This window comes from Microcella sp. (assembly GCF_040286215.1).
GTDB lineage: Bacteria > Actinomycetota > Actinomycetes > Actinomycetales > Microbacteriaceae > Microcella.
Window position 1 is genome coordinate 1 of the sequence record NZ_JAVKCK010000017.1, and the last position, 19,362, is coordinate 19,362.

Below are 19,362 nucleotides of genomic sequence, written 5' to 3' on the forward strand. Positions count from 1 at the left end.
CTCGAGGCAGCCGCGCGCCCCGCAGGCGCAACGGTCGACGAAACCGCTCCCGGCGACATGCCCGATGTGGCCGGCGTTGCCGGTCGGCCCAGCGATGACGCGCCCGCCGAGCATGAGCCCGCCGCCGACGCCGGTGGAGACGATCATGCCCATGACGTTGGTCTCGCCCTGCGCGGCGCCCTTCCAGACCTCGGCGAGGGTGATGCAGATGCCGTCCATCCGCAGCGTCACCGGGATGCCCGGCAGAAGCTGCTCGACGAGGCCGCCGAGCGGGTAGTCGCGCCAGGCCGGAAGGTTGAGCGGCGAGACGTCGCCGCTCGTGCCGGCGATCGGGCCCGCCGAGCCGATGCCCGCCCCGAGCAGCGTGTCGCTCGGCGTGCGGGCGCCGAGCGTCGCCGTCACGCAGTCGGTCACTGCGGCGGCGAGCTGCTCGGAGGTCGACGTGGAACCGGTCGGTCGGCGATGGCGGGAGCCGGTCACGAGCGTGCCATCGGCCGCGACGAGGGCCGACTCGACTTTCGTGCCTCCGAGGTCGATGGCGAGGGCGAGATCGGTCATGGTGTCGCTTTCACGGGAGAGGAAGGGTGGCTCCTCAGCGTATCGAGGTGGGCAGCCGCGCCGCGCGCGCCTTCGCTCATGTGAGCAAAAAGCGCAACAATTGTTGTCGAGCGGCTCAGGCAGACCTACTCTGAAGGGGTTCCTCGTGCCTCGTGCACGCCGGCACCGCGACACAGGGGGGAGTCTCCATGGCCGCCACCGACACCGCCGCCACCAATGAGCTCCTCGCCGTGCGCGCCGCCGAGCTGTACTACGAGGAGAACAAGACGCAGGACGAGATCGGTGCGATCCTGCGCGTGACACGCTGGAAGGTCGGCCGGCTTCTGCAGCAGGCGCGCGACCGCGGCATCATCCGCATCGAAATCGTGCACCCGCGCGCTCGGCGACTCGCGCTCGAACGCGACCTCACCGCCCGATTCGGCCTGCGCGACGCCATCGTCGTGCCCGGACCCGCCGACGACCGCGAGCTGCAGGCGCGCGTCGCCGAGGCCGCCGCCGACTTCCTCGTCAGCGTTCGCCCCATTCCGCGCCTCCTCGGCGTCAGCTGGGGTCGCACCCTGCACCAGGTCGCCGAGTCCCTGCCCGAGGGCTGGTCGACCGGGGTCAACGTCGTGCAGATCAACGGCGGCGTGAGCCTCTCCAAGCGCCCGGGCACCGCGGCGAGCACCGCCGTCATGATCGCCCAGAAGGCCGGCGGGGAGGCGACCCTGCTGCCCACCCCGGCCATCCTCGAGCGCCTTGAGACCAAGCGCGCCATCGAGGGCGACCGCACCGTGAGTGGAGTCATCGATCGCGCGCGCGGCGCCGCCGCCTACCTGTACAGCGCCGGAGTCGCCGACACGAGCTCGGTGCACGTCGACAGCGGGTACCTGACCCCCGACGACATGCGCAGCCTCGTGGAGAAGGGGGCCGTCGGCGACGTCATCGGCCGCTACATCACCGCCGACGGCGCGATCGCCGACACCGAGCTGGATGCTCGCACCCTCGGCCTCGGGCTCGACGAGCTGCGCGACGCGGCCATGAGCATCCTCGTCATCGGCGGCGAGGCGAAGCACCCCATTGCCCACGCCATCGTGCGCCACGGTCTCTGCTCCGTGCTCGTGACCGACGAGCACACCGCCCGCTCCCTCCTGGACTCGGCGCCCGACACGACCCCCTCTGGAGAGGACCCCTCATGACGCTCGACCACCCGGTCGCCCTTGCTCCCGCCGACCGCGCGGTGCAGCTGCTCGGCGGCGACCTCACCGAGAAAGCCCTGCGGCTGCACCTCGACGGCCTGACGGGCGTCGACGCCGTGGGGCTCGAGCAGCGTGCCGCGGGGCTCTCCACCCGCTCGATCAAGACCACGTCGAAGGCGTGGGCGCTCGACACGATCATCCGCACCTGCGACCTGACCACGCTCGAGGGCGCCGACACCCCCGGCACCATCCGCTCGCTCGTCGCCAAGGCCGTCACCCCCGACGCGACCGACCCCGCGACGCCGCGCGTCGCCGCCGTGTGCGTCTACGGCGACATGGTGCCCTACGCCGTCGAGGCGCTCGGCGGCCTGCACGCGGCAGGAGGCGAGTCGGGCATCCAGGTCGCCGCCGTCGCGACGGCCTTCCCTTCGGGGCGCGCGAGCCTCGCCATCAAGCTCGCCGACACGCGCGAGGCCGTCGCCGCCGGAGCGGACGAGATCGACATGGTCATCGACCGCGGCGCCTTCCTCTCCGGGCAGTTCGGCATCGTCTTCGACCAGATCGTCGCCGTGAAGGAGGCCTGCCAGCGGGCCGACGGCACCTACGCCCACCTCAAGGTCATCCTCGAGACGGGCGAGCTGCAGACCTACGACAACGTCAAGCGCGCCTCCTGGCTCGCGATCCTCGCCGGAGCCGACTTCATCAAGACGTCGACCGGCAAGGTGAGCCCCGCCGCGACCCTCCCCGTGACTCTCCTCATGCTCGAGGTCATCCGCGACTGGCACCGTCTCACGGGCGAGAAGATCGGCATGAAGCCCGCCGGCGGCATCCGCGCCTCCAAGGACGCGGTGCGCTATCTCGTGACCGTCGCCGAGACGGTCGGCGAAGACTGGCTCACCCCCCAGCTGTGGCGCTTCGGCGCCTCGAGCCTGCTCAACGATGTGCTCCTGCAGCGTCAGAAGCTCCGAACCGGTCACTACAGTGGCCCCGACTACGTGACGGTGAACTGATCATGAGATTCCTCGAATACGCACCCGCCCCCGAGTCTGCGGCCATTCTCAACCTCAAGGCCGAGTACGGCCTCTTCATCGACGGCGAGTTCGTCGACGGGCGCGGGGAGGTCTTCGACACGATCTCTCCCGCGACCGAGAAGGTCATCGCGCGCATCGCGCAGGCCGACGAGCGCGACGTCGACCGGGCCGTCGCCGCCGCCCGACGCTCGTACGAGAAGGTCTGGTCGCGCATGAGCGGCAGCGACCGGGGCAAGTACCTGTTCCGCATCGCCCGCCTCGTCCAGGAGCGCAGCCGCGAGCTCGCCGTGGCGGAGGCGCTCGACAACGGCAAGCCGATTCGCGAGACGCGCGACGTCGACGTGCCGCTCGTCGCCGCCTGGTTCTTCTACTACGCCGGCTGGGCCGACAAGCTCGAGTACGCCGGGCTCGGGCCGAACCCGCGCTCGCTCGGCGTCGCCGCGCAGGTGATCCCCTGGAACTTCCCGCTGCTCATGCTCGCCTGGAAGATCGCCCCCGCTCTCGCGGCCGGCAACACCGTCGTCATCAAGCCCGCCGAGACCACCTCGCTCACGGCGATGCTCTTCGCCGAGATCCTGCAGCAGGCCGAGCTTCCCGCGGGCGTCGTCAACATCGTCACCGGCCCCGGCTCGACCGGTCAGGCCCTCGTGACCCACGACGACGTCAACAAGGTCGCCTTCACCGGCTCGACGGGCGTCGGGCGGATGATCGCGCGCTCCGTCGCGGGAACGAACAAGAAGCTCACGCTCGAGCTCGGCGGCAAAGCGGCGAACATCGTCTTCGACGACGCACCCATGGACCAGGCCATCGAGGGCATCGTCAACGGCATCTTCTTCAACCAGGGCCACGTGTGCTGCGCCGGCAGCCGCCTGCTCGTGCAGGAGAACGTGCACGACGAGGTCATCGACCGCCTCAAGCAGCGCCTGTCGACGCTGCGCATGGGCGACCCCCTCGACAAGAACACCGACATCGGCGCGATCAACTCCGCCGCGCAGCTCGAGCGCATCCGCACGCTCAGCGACGTCGGTGAGGAGGAGGGCGCCGAGCGCTGGACCGCCGACTGCGTGATCCCCGACAAAGGCTTCTGGTTCGCGCCGACGATCTTCACGCAGGTCTCGCCCGCGCACCGCATCGCGCGCGAGGAGATCTTCGGGCCCGTGCTCTCCGTCATCACGTTCCGCACGCCGGCCGAGGCGATCGCGAAAGCCAACAACACGCCCTATGGGCTCTCGGCGGGCATCTGGACGGAGAAGGGCAGCCGCATGCTCGCCCTCGCCGACCAGCTGCGCGCCGGCGTCATCTGGGCGAACACCTTCAACCGATTCGACCCCAGCTCGCCGTTCGGCGGCTACAAAGAGTCGGGCTACGGCCGCGAAGGTGGCCGGCACGGGCTCGCCGCGTACCTGGCCTCCGGGGGTTGGGACGCAGCTGGCGGAGCCGCGGCCGGCTCGAGGTCGGCATCCCGAGCGGTCACGAGCGGCGCGAAGAGCGGCGCCACCAAGGAACAGCGCAAGGCGACCAAGAAGGCGGTGGCGAAGTGAGCCGACTCACCGTGCCCAAGACGTACAAGCTCTACGTGGGCGGCGCGTTCCCCCGCAGTGAGAGCGGCCGCACCTACGAGGTGACCACGCCGAAGGGCGGCTTTCTTGCGAACGCCGCGCAGGCCTCCCGCAAGGACGCCCGCGACGCGGTCGTCGCGGCCCGCAGCGCTGTGAGCGGCTGGGCCGGCGCGACCGCCTACAACCGCGGACAGGTGCTGTACCGCATCGCCGAGCTGCTCGAGGGGCGCCGTGCGCAGTTCGCCGACGAGATCGTGCAGTCGGAGGGAGTCTCCGCCTCCGCGGCGGCCGCGCAGGTCGACGCTTCCATCGACCTGTGGGTCTGGTACGCGGGCTGGGCCGACAAGTACGCGCAGGTCGCCGGCAACGCCAACCCCGTCGCCGGGCCCTACTTCAACATCTCCGTGCCCGAGCCGACCGGCGTCGTCGCCATCATCGCGCCGCAGCAGGCGACGGGAGCCTCTCTGCTCGGCCTCGCCGCCGTCGTCGCGCCCGCGATCCTCACAGGCAACACGGTCGTCGTCGTCGCGCACGAGCGCGCGCCGCTCTCGGCGATCTCCCTCGGGGAGGTGCTCGCCACCTCGGATGTACCCGGGGGAGTCGTCAACATCCTCACCGGGTCGCCGGCCGAAATCGCGCCGTGGCTCGCCGCGCACGCCGACGTCAACGCGCTCGACCTGGCCGGAGCGGGCGACCTGGAGTGGGTCGACCTGCAGATCGCTGCGGCAGAGACCCTCACGCGCGTGCTGCAGCCCCAGCCGGGCATCCCTGCGCCGTCGCTCGATCGCATCGGCGCGTTCGTCGAGATCAAGACTGTCTGGCACACGAAGGCGATGCGCTAACCACCCCCGGGCGTCAACAACTCAGGACTATCCCTTCGTGCGGTGCCGATCTCGGGCGAGTCGAGACGCGTCGGGCGCGCTAGTCCTGAGTTGTTGACGCGACGAGTCGGGCGAGCGCGGCGGTGGGATCGAGGAACGCGCCCGTGCGCTCCACCTCGTGCACGAGCTCGACCATGAGCGCGTTCACGGGCGTCGCCACGCCGTGCGCGGATCCGGCGGCGACGACAACGCCGTTGAGGGCGTCGATCTCGGTGGCGCGCCCCCGACGGATGCTCTGCAGCGTCGACGCCGGATTCGGCACGTCGCCCATGCCCTCGGCCAGAGCCCGAGGCACCGCCTCGCCCGCGGCGGCATCGTCGTTCAGCAGCAGGGCGACCTCGTCCGGGCCCACCGCGCCGAGGGGCGCGATTCTCACACCCGCCGCCCGGGCGACCGTCGCCGTCTCACGCATGCCGCGCGTGAGCATCGCGCGCAGGCCGTCGTGCGCGACGACCTGCTGCACGCTCCACCCGGTGATCGCCGGCAGCGCATTGACCTGGTTGACGAGCAGCTTCGTCCACTGCGCGCCCACGATGTCGTCTGCCACGGTGACCTGCGCCGGCAGTGCCGACCGCAGCGCCGGCAGGGCCGCGGCGACAGCGGTCGGGTCACCGCCGACCACGAGCGGGTTCGGGCCTGTCACCTCGATCTGCCCTGGCTCGAGGAGGCTCGCCGCGAAGAGCGCCAGGCCGATCGCCACGGGGGAGTGCGGCAGAGCATCCCGCACCGCGGCCTCGCCGCCGAGGCCGTTCTGCACCACGATCACCGGAGTGCCGTCGAGGCGCGCCGCGGCGCCCAGGGCCGCCGCCGTGTCGTGCACCTTCGTCGCGAGGACGAGCAGGTCGAGCGGGGCAGCGAGAGACTCGACGACCCGCACGCGGGCGCGGTGCACGCCCCACCCGCCCGTGAGCAGCAGCCCGTCGTGTTCGATCGCCGCGCCGTGCTCGCCCCGAGCCGTGACGACGACATCGTGCCCCGCGCGCTGGAGCAGCGCTGCGAGGGTGCCGCCGACGGCGCCGGCTCCGATCACCGCGATGCGCATGCAGGGCATCCTACGCACCGCGCGCCGGGCGGTAGCGTGGAGACGTGACCGCAGGGATGCTCTTCGTAGACAAGCCGCAGGGCCTCACGAGCCACGACGTCGTCGCGCGGGCGCGCCGCGCGCTCGACACGCGCAAGGTCGGCCACGCCGGCACCCTCGACCCGATGGCGACAGGGCTGCTGACCCTCGGCGTCGGCCCCGCGACGCGCCTGCTCACCTACCTCGTCGGGCTCGACAAGACCTACGAGACGACCCTGCGACTGGGCGTCGCGACGACGACCGACGACGCCGACGGGGAGCCGATCGGCGCGCCCGACCCGGCGGCTCTCGACGCCGTCACGTCGGCGCGGCTCGAGCAGGGCATCCGCAGCCTGACCGGCGAGATCGAGCAGGTGCCGAGCGCGGTCAGCGCGATCAAGGTCGACGGTCGACGCGCCTACGATCGGGTGCGTGCGGGCGAGGAGGTCGCACTCGCGGCCCGCAATGTCACGGTCAGCGCGTTCACGGTTCTGGACGTGCGCCGGCACGCCACGGGCATTGACGTGGATGCTCGCATCGACTGCTCCTCCGGTACCTACATTCGCGCGCTCGCCCGCGATCTCGGTGCCGATCTGGGGGTCGGCGGCCACCTCACGGCGCTGCGCCGTACGCGCGTGGGCCCGTTTCCCGTGTCGGGCGCCGTGCAGGTCGACGACATCGCGTCGACGGCGCTCGTGGCTCCCGCCGAGATCGCGGCCCGCCTGTTCCCCGTGCTCAGCGTCAGCGGCGACCAGGCGCGCGACCTCGGCCACGGCAAGACCCTCGCCCTGCCCGCCACGTCGGCCGACGCCGAGCCCGTCGCAGCGGTCGACGCGCACGGACGGCTCGTCGCGCTCGTCTCGGTGCGCGCCGGCGTCGGCCGTACGCTGGTGGGGTTCCCCCAGGAGGTAGCCGGATGATCGAGTGGTTCACCATCGCGCAGATCGTCGTCGCGCTGGCCGTGGGTCTCGTCTGCCTCGTGCTCGGCGGCATCGGCACCCGGCCCAACGACGCGTCCGTGCTCGGCTCGGCGCTCGTCGTCGTGCTGCTCATCGCGCAGATCGTCGTGTCGATCGTCGCCCCGTTCGCGGGCAACACGCCCACCGGCGACCCGGTCGAGTACTGGATCTACCTCGTCACAGCGCTCCTGCTGCCCGTGCTCGCGATCGTCTGGGCGCTCATCGATCGCTCGCGGTGGGCCACCATCATCCTCGGGGTGGCGGCGATCACGGTGGCGGTGATGCTGTACCGCATGCAGCAGATCTGGTTCGTGCAGATCTACGACGCCGTCGGGTAGGCGCGCCCGGTCATCCGACGCGGGGAGGGGCAGGCAGCGCCGCGATCGCGTCGAGCACCGCGTCGCGCCCGGCGACCAGATCGGGCACCACCAGCAGCGCCTCCGTCTGCTGCAGCTCGTCGACCGTGAAGGCTCCCGTCGCGACGGCGATGAACGGGATGCCCGCAGCCCGGGCCGCCTCATCGTCGCGCGGGGTGTCGCCGATGATCACCAGGGCGTCCTCCGGCAGAGCCGCGCGGGCGGCCGACGTGATCTCGCTGCGGTCGCGCGCGGTCGCGCCGAAGAACGAGTGCTCCCAGTCGAACGCGGCCGTGCCGAGGGTCTCAGGCGTGAGCCCGGCACCCTCGAGCTTGACGCGCGACCGCGTCAGCGAGTTGCCCGTCAGGAGAGCGTTGCGCCACCCGTGGGCGGCGCACGCGCGCAGAGCATCCTCGACTCCCGGTGCGGTCTCGCGACGGTCGCCGCGCTCGGCACGCTCTACCGAGAGCTCGTCGAGCACGGCGCGGGCGCGCTCGTGCCAGTCGTCTCCGTAGCCGAAGTGGGCGAGGATCTCGCTGAGGATGAGCCCGTCGGGCTTGCCGTGCGTGCGCGGCAGCGGCGGACCGAGCTCGCGGCCGACGGTGCGCTCGACCGCGGAGTGGTAGAGCTCGCCGCCGCCGGAGTAGGCGTTCACCAGAAGGGTTCCGTCGACGTCCCAGAGGATGGTGGTGGTCACGCCTCCACCCTGCCAGAGCGGCGCAGGCGACTGCGCACGACCTCGGCGAGCTCGCGCGAATCGGCGGCGATACCGTGGATGATCGACGAGTCGAGCCGACGCTGCCAGGGCAGCCCGATCCAGTAGAGGCCGTCGACGGGGGAGACGCCGCGGTCGTGCAGGGGTGCGCCATGCTCGGTGAGCGCCTCGTCGATGCGCACGAAAGGGTAGTGGGCGCGGAATCCGGTGCCCCACAGCACGCCGTCGACCTCGACCCGCGTGCCGTCCTGCAGCTCCAGCTCTCGGTCGGCGGCGCCGACGACACGGCTCGTGAGCAACCGCATCCGCCCCCGGCGGATGGCGCGCTGTGCCTGCGTACCGAGGATGCCGTCGCCGCGCGAGTGGATGTACTCGCTGATGGCGCTGTCGGCGGGCGAGCTGAGGATGCCGAAGATCTTCAGCGGCCAGTAGACGGTCACGCCGAGGATGCGCTCGGGAATGAACCACGGCTTCTGCGGTGCGATCATCGTGACCTCGTGGCTGGCCGAGAGCTCGTCGGCGAGCTGGGCGGCCGAGTTGCCGCCGCCGACGACCGCGATGCGGCCGGGCGGAAGGTCCTCCGGCCCCTCGTACGCGGTCGAGTGCACCTGCACGACGTCGCGGTGCAGGCCAGCGGCGACGCGGGGAACGCGCGGGTACTGGAACGGACCGGTGGCGATGACGACGGCACGCGAGCGCACGGTGCCGCCGGTGGTCTCGGTGAGAAACGCTCGGCCCTCGCGGTCGTCGTCGCGCAGGATGGACGTGACGCGGGTCTGCGGCACGATGGGCAGCGCGTGCTGCCGCGCGAACGCCTCCATGTAGTCGGCGATCTCGTCTTTGGTGGGGTAGGTGCCCACCGAGTCGGGAAGGGGCAGCCCCGGCAGCGCCGAGAACCGTCGCGGAGTGAAGAGCACGAGGCTGCGCCAGCGCGCGCGCCACACGTCGCCGACGCGCTCGCGGTCGTCGACGATCACGAAGGGCACGCCAGCCTGGCGTAGTCGATACCCCATGCCGAGGCCGGCCTGCCCGCCGCCGACGATGAGCACGTCGATCTCCTCCGGCAGCGAGGCCGCCCCGCCGCTCTCACTCCTCGTCACGCTTCACTCTCCACACCGGTCTGTTCGGGGCGCTCGCTCTGCGGGCTTGTCAGGGGCGCGTGTCGACAACTCAGGACAAGGGGATGCTCTGCCGTCGTGACACGCAGGATGGGGCATCCCGACCGCTGTTGTGCAGTCTCTCGTCCTGAATTGTGTACATGCCGCACGTACGGGGCGTGCGTGCTGGGCTGGGAGGATGGAGCCGTGCCCAGTGCCCTGCCGCTCGCCGACCCGGCCCCCGAGGACGGGCTGCTGCCGCCGAGCGTCGTGGAGGGCGCCGACCAGCGCGACCTCGGTGTGTACCTGCACGTTCCCTACTGCCGGGTGCGATGCGGCTACTGCGACTTCAACACCTACACGGCCGACGAGGTGCGCGGGGTGCGGCGCAGCGACTTCGCCGACCAGGCGATCGCCGAGCTCGACCTCGCCGCGCACGTCCTGCAGAGCGCAGGTCTGCCGCCCAGGCCGGCCAACACGGTCTTCTTCGGCGGTGGCACGCCGACCATCCTGCCGCCCGCCGCCCTCGCCTGCATGCTCGACGCCGTGCGCGAGCGCTTCGGTCTCGCGCCCGGCGCCGAGGTGACGACGGAGTCGAACCCCGACTCGATCGATGCGGCCGGTCTCGTGGCGCTCGCCGAGGCGGGCGTGACGCGCGTGTCCTTCGGGATGCAGTCGGCCGTGCCGCATGTGCTGCGCACGCTCGAGCGCACGCACGATCCCGAGAACGTGGCGCGACGGGTCGCGGAGGCGCGCGCGGCGGGGCTCGCGGTGAGCCTGGACCTGATCTACGGAACGCCGGGAGAATCGGCCGACGACTGGGAGACCAGCCTCGCGGCCGCGCTTGCGGAGCAACCCGACCACGTGAGCGCCTACGCGCTCATCGTGGAGGAGGGCACGAAGCTCGCCCGGCAGATCGCACGGGGCGAGGTGCCGCCCGTCGACGACGACCTGCACGCGGCCGCGTACGAGGCGGCGGATGCCCGGCTCACCGCGGCCGGATACCACTGGTACGAGGTGAGCAACTGGGCGACGTCACCGGATCATCGGTCGCGGCACAACCGCGCCTACTGGACGGGGCAGGACTGGTGGGGCGTGGGCCCTGGTGCGCACAGCCACGTCGGCGGGGTGCGCTGGTGGAATGTCAAGCACCCGCATGCGTACGCCCAGCGCCTCGCCGCAGGCACGAGCCCCGCGGCGGGCCGGGAGATCCTGGATGCCGAGACGCGGCGCGTCGAGCGAGTGCTGCTGGAGACGCGGCTGCGCGAGGGGATCGATCGTGGGTTGCTGACCCCCGCGGCGCGTCGCGAGGTGGCCGGGCTGCTCGCCGACGAGCTCATCGACCCTGCCTCGGCGTTCGCCGGGCGCATCGTGCTGACCCTCCGCGGCAGGCTGCTCGCCGACGCGGTCGTGCGCCGACTGCTGCCCGACTGAGCTGGCGCGAGCGAGCTAGTTCAGGAACTTGATGGCGATCGGGTAGTAGTACTCCTCGCCGCGGTTGGCGGCGATCGCGGCGATGATCCCGTAGACGAGAACGAGGATGCCCACCGCGAGCAGCACGAGGAAGCCGATGAACACGAAGGCCAAGACGTAGCCGGCGACGTACCCGATGAGCATCGTGAGCTGGAAGTTCAGCGCCGTCGTCGAGTGGCCGCGGATGAACGGCCCGCGATCCTTGAGGACGAGATAGCCGACGAGCGCGGGCACGAAGCCGAAGAAGATGCCGCCGATGTGGATGAGCGTCGCCCACAGCTTCTCATCCTCGGGCCGCAGGGGCGTCGGCGCTGAAGCGTACGGGTTCACGGGAGGCTGCTGGCTCATGCGCCCATTAAACACCGCAGGGGCTCGGCGCGATACCGCGCTGAGCCCCCGCGGGCGAGAAACCGACGGTGCTACTTGATGAAGCGGATCGACACGGCGTAGCGGTAGGCCGTGCCGTCCTTCGCCTTCGTGAAGCCCATGATCGAGAAGATCACGGCGAACACCCACACGGCGAGCGGGAAGATCCAGCCGATCAGTGCCCAGAGCCCGAACGTCACAGCGCCGAGGATGGCGTTGAGGATGAAGATGACGACCTGCGCGATCGCCACCGTGATCTGGAAGTTCAGCGCCTCCTTGGACTCCTGGTTCGTGAACGAGCCGCGGTCCTTGAAGACGAGCCAGATGATGAGCGCGGGCAGGAAGCCCAGGATTCCGCCGAGGTGGGCGAAGGAAGCCCACTGGCGGTCCTCGGTCTCGCTGAGGGGCTGAGCGGGCTGAGGAGCTGCGGGGGGCGGAGTGGACTCAGTCATGTGAGTGCTGCCTTTCAATCGTCCGAACAATGAGGGACCCGGGGTGGAGCCTGTCGCGTGACTCGCATCGTTGCGGTGTGCATGGCTGCTCCGCACGGTGCGCGCACATCAACACCGTAGTGCGCACCCTCGCCGGAGGCAACGATGCGCTCAGAGTGTTGCGGGGTAGAATTGGCAGTCAGAGGAATCGAGTGCCAGCCGCAGGATCGCGATGATGGCCAGGACGAGGAAAGGGGCGACGATGGTCTCCGACCGCGCTCTGCACGTGCTGCGGGCCATCGTGCAGGATTACGTCGCCTCGCGCGAGCCCGTCGGCTCGAAGGCGATCGTCGACCGACACCAGTTCGGTGTCTCCGCCGCGACCATCCGCAACGACATGGCACTCCTGGAGGAGGAGGAGCTCATCTCGGCTCCCCACACCTCGTCGGGACGGGTGCCGACCGACAAGGGCTATCGGGTCTTCGTCGACCAGCTCGCCGACCTCAGGCCGCTCAGCGCGGGCCAGCGTCAGGCCATCGCCGCCTTCCTCGACCAGTCCGTCGACCTCGATGACGTCTTCGCGCGCACCGTTCGCCTGCTGTCCTCGCTCACCAACCAGGTCGCGCTCGTGCAGTACCCGACCCTCGGCAATGCGCGCGTGCGGCACATCGAGCTCGTTCCGATGAGCCCGACGCGCCTCATGACGGTGTTCATCACCGACGGTGGTCGCGTGGACCAGCGCATGATCGAACTGCCCGTCGAGGCCGACGAGGTCTTCGTCGGCGAGCTGCGGGCGAAGCTCAACGCGGCGCTCTCCGGCCGCGCTCTCGCGGAGGTCGGCACCGTCGCTGGCAGCCTCGACGGCCAGTTCGCCCCCGACCGTCGTGAGGCGGTGCGGGTCGTCGCCGATGCGCTGCTGCGGCACGTCGACGAGCACCGCTCCGACCGGCTCGTCATGGCGGGTGCCGCCAACCTCGTGCGCACCGAACAAGATTTCGCCGGTAGCGTCTACCCCGTCCTTGAGGCGATCGAGGAGCAGGTGACCCTGCTCAAGCTGTTCAGCGAGATGCAGCTGGACAGCCAGGGGGTGTCGGCGCGCATCGGCCGCGAGAACGACGAGGCGCTGCACGAGGCGGCCGTCGTGACGAGCGCGTACAGCATGGGCGGGGATTCGAGCGCGAAACTCGGGGTGCTCGGCCCCACCCGAATGGATTATTCGAACAACATGGCAGCGGTCCGCGCCGTAGCGCGCTACGTGTCGCGACTGCTCGGTGAGGAATAAGTGGCAGACCACTACGAGGTGCTCGGAATCGATCGCGGTGCGAGCGCCGATGAGGTGAAGAAGGCCTACCGCCGTTTGGCGCGCGAGCTGCACCCCGACGTCAACCCGAGCGGGGAGGCGGCGGAACGGTTCAAGCAGGTGACGCACGCCTACGACGTGCTGAGCGACCCGCAGCAGCGCCAGCAGTACGACATGGGCGGCGGCAGCGGCATGGGCGGAGCATCCGGCTTCGGGGGCTTCGGCGACATCTTCGAGACCTTCTTCGGCGGCGGGCAGTCGCAGCGCGGCCCCCGATCGCGCCGCGAGCGCGGGCAGGACGCCCTCCTGCGCGTCGAGGTCGAGCTCGACGAGATCATCTTCGGCACGCACCGCGAGATCGAGGTCGACACGGCTGTGCTGTGCGAGACGTGCAACGGCTCCTGCTGCTCACCCGGCACCGAGCCCGCCACGTGCGACATCTGCCGCGGCTCCGGGCAGATCCAGCGCACCGTGCGCAGCCTGCTCGGCAACGTGCTCACCTCGAGCCCGTGCGGCACCTGCCGCGGCTACGGCACGGTCATCCCGAGCCCCTGCCCCACCTGCGCCGGGCAGGGCCGGGTACGCGCACGCCGCACCGTCGCCGTCGACATCCCCGCGGGCGTCGACACGGGCTTGCGCATCCAGCTGCCCGGGCAGGGCGAGGTCGGCCCCGCCGGCGGGCCCAACGGCGACCTCTACCTCGAGATGAAGGTCAAGACCCACGAGACCTTCAGCCGCAACGGCGACGACCTGCTCGCGACCGTCGAGGTGCAGATGGCCGACGCCATCCTGGGCACGACCGTCACGCTGCCGGGACTCGACGGCGATGTGAGCGTCGAGCTCAAGCCCGGCACGCAGAGCGCCGAGATCATCACGATCAAGGATCGCGGCATCACGCGGCTGCGTGGCTCCGGCCGCGGCGACCTCAAGATCGGCGTGCAGGTGGTCACCCCGGCGCGGCTCAACAGCAAGGAGACCGAGCTCATCAAGCAGTTCGCCGCAAGCCGTCGGCCCGTGCCGCCGCAGTTCGCGACGTTCCAGCAGGGGCTCTTCTCGAAGCTGCGCGACCGCTTCCTCAACCTCTAGCCGGGCGCATGGCGCACTTCTACCTCGACGACTCCCTCGCGGCGCAGCTGGAGGCAGCCGGCGGCGGCCCCGAGGCGGTCGTCGCGCTGCGGGGCCCGGATGCCCGGCACGCCGTCACCGTGGCGCGCGTGCGCCCCGGCGAGAGCCTGCGGCTCGGCGATGGCGCGGGGCTCGTGCTGCACGGCACGGTGACCGACGTGGACTCCGCCGAGCTGCGCCTGCGTGTCCACGAGGTAGAGCGTCACGCATTGCCGACGCCGCGCATCCTGCTCGCGCAGGCGCTCGCGAAAGGCGACCGCGACGAGCTCGCCGTGCAGGCGGCCACCGAGCTCGGCGTCGCCGGCGTCATCCCCTGGCAGGCCGCACGCAGCGTGTCGAGGTGGGAGGGCGCGAAGGTCGCGAAAGGCGTCGCCCGCTGGAGCTCGATCGTGCGGGAGGCGAGCAAGCAGTCGCTGCGGCCGTGGCTGCCGGAGGTCGAGCAGCTCGTCTCGACCGCGCCGCTCGCGGCACGGGCATCCGGAGCCGTCATGATCGTGCTCGATACGGCGGCGGAGCGTCCGCTCAGCTCGGTCACCGCGGCCGAGCTCGGGGAGGGCGACCTCGTGCTCGCCGTCGGGCCGGAAGGGGGCATCGCCGATGCAGAGCTCGCCCAGCTGGAGGCGGCGGGAGCGCTGCGAGTGCGTCTCGGCGACACGGTGCTGCGCACGTCCACCGCGGGCCCCGCCGCGATCGCGCTCCTCAACGCCGCGCTCGGCCGCTGGTGACGGCCGCGCCCCGCGATGCTGACCGCGCACCGGGAGACCCCGTCCTCGTCGGCGCGGCGCTCTAGACTGGACGCCATGACCATGAGCGAGCCGACGATCTTCGAGCGCATCATCGCGCGCGAGATTCCCGCCGACATCGTGCACGAGACCGACACGGTCATCGCCTTCCGCGACATCGCCCCGAAGGCGCCCGTGCACCTCCTCGTCGTGCCCAAGACGCCGCAGTACCGCGACGTCGCCGAGCTCGCCGCGGGCGACCCCGGCCTGCTCGCGGAGCTGGTCGCGGTGGCGGCATCGCTGGCCGCCGAGCACGCCGACGGCGACTTCCGCCTCGTGTTCAACACCGGCCCTGCCGCGGGCCAGACCGTCTTCCACGTTCACGCCCACGTCCTCGCGGGCGGCCTAGCCGAAGGAACCCTTGCCGACTGACGACTTGGCGGCGGCCAACCAGAACTCCGCCGACGCCCGCTCCGCGCCCCCGCCCGCTCGGCGGTCACTCGAGGTCGACGGTGTCGCCATGGTGCGGCTGCTCGGCCCGCAAGACCGCCTGCTCACCACGCTTGAGGCGCAGTACCCGCTCGTCGACGTGCACGTGCGCGGCAACCAGGTGACCCTCGCGGGGGATCCGGTGCAGGTCGACGCCGCGTACCGCCTCGTCGATGAGCTCATCGCGATGGTGCGCCAGGGGCGGGAGCTCGGGCCGACCGAGGTGACCTCGTCGGCGCGCATCCTTGACGCTGGCGCGGGCAGCCCCGCCGAGGTGCTGAGCCAGGCGATCCTCACGAGCCGCGGCAAGAGCATCCGCCCCAAGACGCTCGGGCAGAAGGCCTATGTCGACGCGATCGACCTGAACACCATCGTCTTCGGCATCGGCCCGGCCGGCACCGGCAAGACGTACCTCGCCATGGCGAAGGCCGTGCAGGCCCTGCAGCGCAAGGAGGTCGAGCGGATCATCCTCACCCGCCCCGCCGTTGAGGCGGGTGAGCGGCTCGGATTCCTTCCCGGCACCCTCACCGACAAGATCGATCCCTACCTGCGCCCGCTGTACGACGCTCTCAACGAGATGATGGACCCGGAGCTCGTGCCGAAGCTGCTCACGACGGGCGTCGTCGAGGTCGCGCCGCTCGCCTACATGCGCGGGCGCACGCTCAACAACTCGTTCATCGTGCTCGACGAGGCGCAGAACACGAGCCCCGAGCAGATGAAGATGTTCCTCACCCGGCTCGGTTTCGGCTCGAAGATGGTCGTCACGGGCGACATCACGCAGGTCGATCTGCCCGTCGGCGCAAGCGGCCTGCAGCTCGTCACTCGTGTGCTCGGCGAGATCGATGACATCCACTTCGCCCGCCTGACCTCCGACGACGTCGTGCGCCACTCGCTCGTCGGCCGCATCGTCGACGCCTACACGAAGTACGACGCGCAGAAGCAGGCGCAGCAGTACGAGCGCCAGCAGGGCCGCGGCGTTGCAGAGTCGAGCGGCGGCAACCGTGCCGAGCGCCGCTCTGGGCTCGGAGGCGCCCGCAGCGGCGCCGCGCAGCCGCGCGACCGCTTCCCGCGTCGCCCCCGACCCGAGACCGGGGGGCGCTGAGGTGTCGATCGAGATCAACAACGAGTCGGGGTTCGAGGTCGACGAATCCGCACTGCAGCGGCTCGTGCTGCACGCGTTCGACGCGCTCAGAGTGCACCGCGATGCGGAGCTCGCGATCCAACTCGTCGACGAGGGCGCGATGGAGCGCCTCCACATCGAATGGATGGACGAGCCGGGCCCGACCGACGTGCTGAGCTTCCCGATGGACGAGCTGCGGCCCGGCAGCGACGAGGAGCCGACCCCGCCCGGCCTGCTCGGCGACATCGTGCTGTGTCCGCAGGTCGCCGTGGGCCAGGCGGAGGCCGCCGGCCACTCGACCCTGGATGAGCTGCTGCTGCTGACCACGCACGGGTTGCTGCACCTGCTCGGGTTCGACCACGCCGAGCCGGAGGAGGAGCGCGAGATGTTCGGGCTGCAACGCGACATCCTCGCCAGCTTCGCCCTCGATGAGCGGAAGCGCCAGTAGTGACCCTCGCGGTCGTCTTCTTCGTCGTCGCCTTCGGGCTCGTCGCCTTCGCTGGCCTGCTCGCCGCGATCGATGCCGCACTCAGCGTGGTCAGCCGCAACGACCTTCTCGACCTCGCCTCGGCGCGCCCGCGCCCGAAGCGGCTCTACGCCGTGGCCGGCGACATCGGCGCTCACGTCAATGCGCTCAACTTCCTCCGCATCGTCGCCGAGACGGTCGCGGCGGTGCTCGTGACGCTCGCCTTCGCGTCGATCTTCGAGGAGTGGTGGACGGCGCTCGCCCTCAGCGCCGCCATCATGATCATCGTCTCGTTCATCCTCGTCGGCTCCAGCCCCCGCAGCGTCGGCCGGGCGAACCCACGCGGGATGCTGCGCTACACCGACTGGCTCATTCGAGCCGTGCGGCTCATGACGGGGCCGCTCGCCGACGCGCTCGTCGCGATCGGCAACCGCGTGACGCCGGGCCGCCCCAAGAGCGCCACATTCTCGAGCGAGGAGCAGCTGCTGAGCATGGTCGACGAGGCGACCGACCTCGACGTGCTCGACGCCGACGACCGCGACCTCATCCGCTCGATCTTCGACTTCAACGAGACGATCGTGCGGGAGACGATGCTGCCGCGCACCGACATGGTGATCATCGAGCAGGGGTCGACCGTCACCGACGCGATGGCGCTCTTCCTCGCGAAGGGCGTCTCGCGCATCCCCGTCGTCGGCGAGAGCAGCGACGACGTGCTCGGCATCATCTACCTGCGCGATGCGGCCCGTCTCGCGTACGAGCAGCCCGCGGCGTGCGCGACGACGAGTGTGGAGGAACTCGCCAAGCCGGCCTTGTTCATTCCCGAGTCGAAGAAGGCCGACGATGCCCTGCGCGAGATGCAGCTCGCCTCCAACCACATGGCCCTCGTGGTCGACGAGTACGGCGGCATCGCGGGCCTCGTGACGATGGAGGATCTCATCGAGGAGCTCGTCGGCGAGATCAGCGACGAGTACGACCGCGACGTCGCCATGTCGGAGCAGCTGAGCGACAACGAGTTCCGGGTGAGCGCGCGCATGCCCGTCGACGAGCTCGGCGACCTGTTCGGCATCGAGCTCGACGACGACGAGGTCGACACGGTAGGAGGCCTGCTCGCGAAGCATGTCGGCCGCCTGCCCGTCGTCGGGTCGACGACCGAGGTCGACGGGCTGCATCTCACGGCCGAACGCACGGAGGGGCGCCGCAAGCGGGTCGTCACGGTGCTCGTCTCGGCCGATCAGGCGCTCATCGACGCGAAGCTCGCCTTCGCCCACTCCGCCGACACGGGCTCCACCCCGATTCAGGATGCCCGGCTCGAGCAGCACGGCAGCCCCTCGTGAGCGCGCCAGGGGCGCAGAGTCAGGGCGAGCATCGCGCCGGCTTCGTGACCTTCGTCGGTCGGCCCAACGTCGGCAAGTCGACGCTCATGAACGCCCTCGTCGGCGAGAAGGTCGCCATCACGAGTTCGAAGCCGCAGACCACGCGCCGGGCGATCCGAGGGATCGTGCATCGGGCATCCGGCCAGATCATCGTCGTGGACACGCCCGGCATGCACCGCCCGCGCACGCTCCTCGGCGAGCGGCTCAACGCCGTCGTGCAGGAGACTCTCGGCGACGTCGACGTCATCGGGTTCTGCGTGCCGGCGGGCGAGCCGATCGGGCCTGGCGACCGCTTCATCAACGAGCAGCTCGACGCGGTCGGGCGCACGCGCAAGGTCGCGATCGTCACCAAGACCGACGACGCCTCGAAGGCCCGCGTCGCCGAGCAGCTGCTCGCCGTGTCGCAGCTGCGCGACTGGGACGCCGTCATTCCGCTCTCGGCGGTCACGGGCGACCAGGTCGACCTGCTCGCCGACGAACTCATCGCGCTGCTGCCCGTCTCGCCGCCGCTCTACGAGGCGGATGCCGTGACGGAGGAGTCCGCGGTCGACCGGGTGGCCGAGCTCATCCGCGAGGCCGCGCTCGAGGGCGTGAGCGACGAGCTGCCGCACTCGCTTGCGGTGACCGTCGACGAGATGACGGAGCGCTCGGGCTCCGCTGTGCTCGACATCTACGCCAACGTGTGGGTGGAGCGCGACAGCCAGAAGGGCATCATCATCGGGCACCGCGGCTCGCGGCTCACCGAGGTCGGCACCCGCGCGCGCCACGCGATCGAGGCGCTGCTCGGCCGTCGCGTGTACCTCAAGCTGCACGTGAAGGTGGCCAAGGAGTGGCAGCGCGACCCCAAGCAGCTCGGCAAGCTCGGCTTCTAGCCCCCCCCGCGCGGCGCGCGCCGAGCATCCCGCCCCGCCGCACTAACGCCAGATCTGACGCAAATGGGCGCTCGTTCCTCGGCCAAGCGCCCATTCGCGTCAGATCTGGCACGGAAACGCGGCGGGACGTCGCGTTGGCGAGCGCGCCGGGAGCGGGTGTACCCTGAGAGGGTGTTCGGCCAGCTCCTTCTTCGCTGCCGCGACGAGGCTTAGTCCACCAGCCTCCCTCGT

The 19,362-nt window shown here is 70.8% G+C and carries 21 protein-coding genes; 15 read left to right on the top strand and 6 right to left on the bottom strand.

Annotated elements, in window-relative coordinates; genetic code table 11:
* Nucleotides 1-558 (bottom strand): ROK family protein (locus RJQ01_RS07670; protein ID WP_350476155.1); only part of this gene is annotated, 558 nt, incomplete at its 3' end.
* Between the two features lie 188 nt (nt 559-746).
* Here RJQ01_RS07670 and RJQ01_RS07675 point away from each other — a divergent pair.
* Genes RJQ01_RS07675 through RJQ01_RS07690 form a run of 4 tightly spaced genes read left to right on the top strand, consistent with a single transcriptional unit; the run spans nt 747 to nt 5,168 of the window.
* Complete coding sequence (locus RJQ01_RS07675) at nt 747-1,736, top strand: sugar-binding transcriptional regulator (RefSeq protein ID WP_350476156.1); 990 nt, start codon at nt 747-749, stop codon at nt 1,734-1,736.
* Nucleotides 1,733-2,746, top strand: a complete 1,014-nt coding sequence (deoC, locus tag RJQ01_RS07680; protein ID WP_350476157.1) for a deoxyribose-phosphate aldolase — start codon at nt 1,733-1,735, stop codon at nt 2,744-2,746. The genes RJQ01_RS07675 and deoC overlap by 4 nt, the downstream gene beginning before the upstream one ends.
* Before the next feature lie 2 nt (nt 2,747-2,748).
* A complete protein-coding gene (locus tag RJQ01_RS07685; protein ID WP_350476158.1) occupies nt 2,749-4,308 on the top strand; it encodes an aldehyde dehydrogenase family protein in 1,560 nt (519 codons plus the stop codon).
* Nucleotides 4,305-5,168: an aldehyde dehydrogenase family protein gene (locus RJQ01_RS07690; RefSeq protein ID WP_350476159.1), complete on the top strand. Its 864-nt coding sequence runs from the start codon at nt 4,305-4,307 to the stop codon at nt 5,166-5,168. The genes RJQ01_RS07685 and RJQ01_RS07690 overlap by 4 nt, the downstream gene beginning before the upstream one ends.
* Before the next feature lie 79 nt (nt 5,169-5,247).
* On the opposite strand, the gene RJQ01_RS07695 is transcribed toward RJQ01_RS07690, so the two are convergent.
* A complete protein-coding gene (locus tag RJQ01_RS07695; protein ID WP_350476160.1) occupies nt 5,248-6,249 on the bottom strand; it encodes a ketopantoate reductase family protein in 1,002 nt (333 codons plus the stop codon).
* A 56-nt stretch (nt 6,250-6,305) separates the two neighbouring features.
* On the opposite strand from RJQ01_RS07695, the gene truB reads away from it, so the two are divergent.
* Nucleotides 6,306-7,187, top strand: a complete 882-nt coding sequence (gene truB / locus RJQ01_RS07700) for a tRNA pseudouridine(55) synthase TruB (protein ID WP_350476464.1) — start codon at nt 6,306-6,308, stop codon at nt 7,185-7,187.
* Nucleotides 7,184-7,564: a hypothetical protein gene (locus RJQ01_RS07705; protein ID WP_350476161.1), complete on the top strand. Its 381-nt coding sequence runs from the start codon at nt 7,184-7,186 to the stop codon at nt 7,562-7,564. The genes truB and RJQ01_RS07705 overlap by 4 nt, the downstream gene beginning before the upstream one ends.
* A 10-nt stretch (nt 7,565-7,574) precedes the next feature.
* Here RJQ01_RS07705 and RJQ01_RS07710 read toward each other — a convergent pair whose 3' ends face one another.
* Together RJQ01_RS07710 and RJQ01_RS07715 are read right to left on the bottom strand one after the other, a co-directional pair.
* Entirely contained in the window at nt 7,575-8,279 is a 705-nt protein-coding gene (locus tag RJQ01_RS07710; RefSeq protein WP_350476162.1) for an HAD family hydrolase, read from the bottom strand.
* Nucleotides 8,276-9,397, bottom strand: coding sequence for a flavin-containing monooxygenase (locus tag RJQ01_RS07715; protein ID WP_350476163.1), 1,122 nt, complete (start codon nt 9,395-9,397; stop codon nt 8,276-8,278). The genes RJQ01_RS07710 and RJQ01_RS07715 overlap by 4 nt, the downstream gene beginning before the upstream one ends.
* A 204-nt stretch (nt 9,398-9,601) precedes the next feature.
* Between RJQ01_RS07715 and hemW the strand changes: the two genes are divergently transcribed.
* A complete protein-coding gene (gene hemW / locus RJQ01_RS07720; RefSeq protein ID WP_350476164.1) occupies nt 9,602-10,828 on the top strand; it encodes a radical SAM family heme chaperone HemW in 1,227 nt (408 codons plus the stop codon).
* A gap of 15 nt (nt 10,829-10,843) precedes the next feature.
* On the opposite strand, the gene RJQ01_RS07725 is transcribed toward hemW, so the two are convergent.
* Together RJQ01_RS07725 and RJQ01_RS07730 are read right to left on the bottom strand one after the other, a co-directional pair.
* Entirely contained in the window at nt 10,844-11,215 is a 372-nt protein-coding gene (locus RJQ01_RS07725; RefSeq protein WP_350476165.1) for a DUF4870 domain-containing protein, read from the bottom strand.
* Nucleotides 11,216-11,286: 71 nt separating this feature from the next.
* Entirely contained in the window at nt 11,287-11,685 is a 399-nt protein-coding gene (locus tag RJQ01_RS07730) for a DUF4870 domain-containing protein (RefSeq protein WP_350476166.1), read from the bottom strand.
* Between the two features lie 241 nt (nt 11,686-11,926).
* Here RJQ01_RS07730 and hrcA point away from each other — a divergent pair, with 241 nt between their 5' ends.
* The 8 genes from hrcA (at nt 11,927) to era (ending at nt 19,131) form a co-directional block, all read left to right on the top strand.
* Complete coding sequence (gene hrcA / locus RJQ01_RS07735) at nt 11,927-12,946, top strand: heat-inducible transcriptional repressor HrcA (protein WP_350476465.1); 1,020 nt, start codon at nt 11,927-11,929, stop codon at nt 12,944-12,946.
* A complete protein-coding gene (gene dnaJ / locus RJQ01_RS07740; RefSeq protein WP_350476167.1) occupies nt 12,947-14,050 on the top strand; it encodes a molecular chaperone DnaJ in 1,104 nt (367 codons plus the stop codon).
* Nucleotides 14,051-14,058: 8 nt separating this feature from the next.
* A complete protein-coding gene (locus tag RJQ01_RS07745; protein WP_350476168.1) occupies nt 14,059-14,814 on the top strand; it encodes a 16S rRNA (uracil(1498)-N(3))-methyltransferase in 756 nt (251 codons plus the stop codon).
* An 81-nt stretch (nt 14,815-14,895) separates the two neighbouring features.
* Nucleotides 14,896-15,243 (top strand): HIT domain-containing protein, encoded by a 348-nt coding sequence (locus tag RJQ01_RS07750; protein WP_502885255.1) that lies wholly within the window; start codon nt 14,896-14,898, stop codon nt 15,241-15,243.
* Nucleotides 15,244-15,331: 88 nt separating this feature from the next.
* On the top strand, nt 15,332-16,402 hold the full coding sequence (locus RJQ01_RS07755) for a PhoH family protein (protein WP_350476466.1): 1,071 nt from the start codon (nt 15,332-15,334) through the stop codon (nt 16,400-16,402).
* Nucleotide 16,403: 1 nt separating this feature from the next.
* On the top strand, nt 16,404-16,868 hold the full coding sequence (gene ybeY, locus RJQ01_RS07760; protein ID WP_350476170.1) for an rRNA maturation RNase YbeY: 465 nt from the start codon (nt 16,404-16,406) through the stop codon (nt 16,866-16,868).
* On the top strand, nt 16,868-18,220 hold the full coding sequence (locus tag RJQ01_RS07765; RefSeq protein ID WP_350476171.1) for a hemolysin family protein: 1,353 nt from the start codon (nt 16,868-16,870) through the stop codon (nt 18,218-18,220). Before ybeY ends, RJQ01_RS07765 begins: the two co-directional genes overlap by 1 nt.
* Nucleotides 18,217-19,131: a GTPase Era gene (gene era, locus RJQ01_RS07770; RefSeq protein ID WP_350476172.1), complete on the top strand. Its 915-nt coding sequence runs from the start codon at nt 18,217-18,219 to the stop codon at nt 19,129-19,131. Before RJQ01_RS07765 ends, era begins: the two co-directional genes overlap by 4 nt.
* The last annotated feature ends 231 nt before the right edge of the window (nt 19,132-19,362 follow it).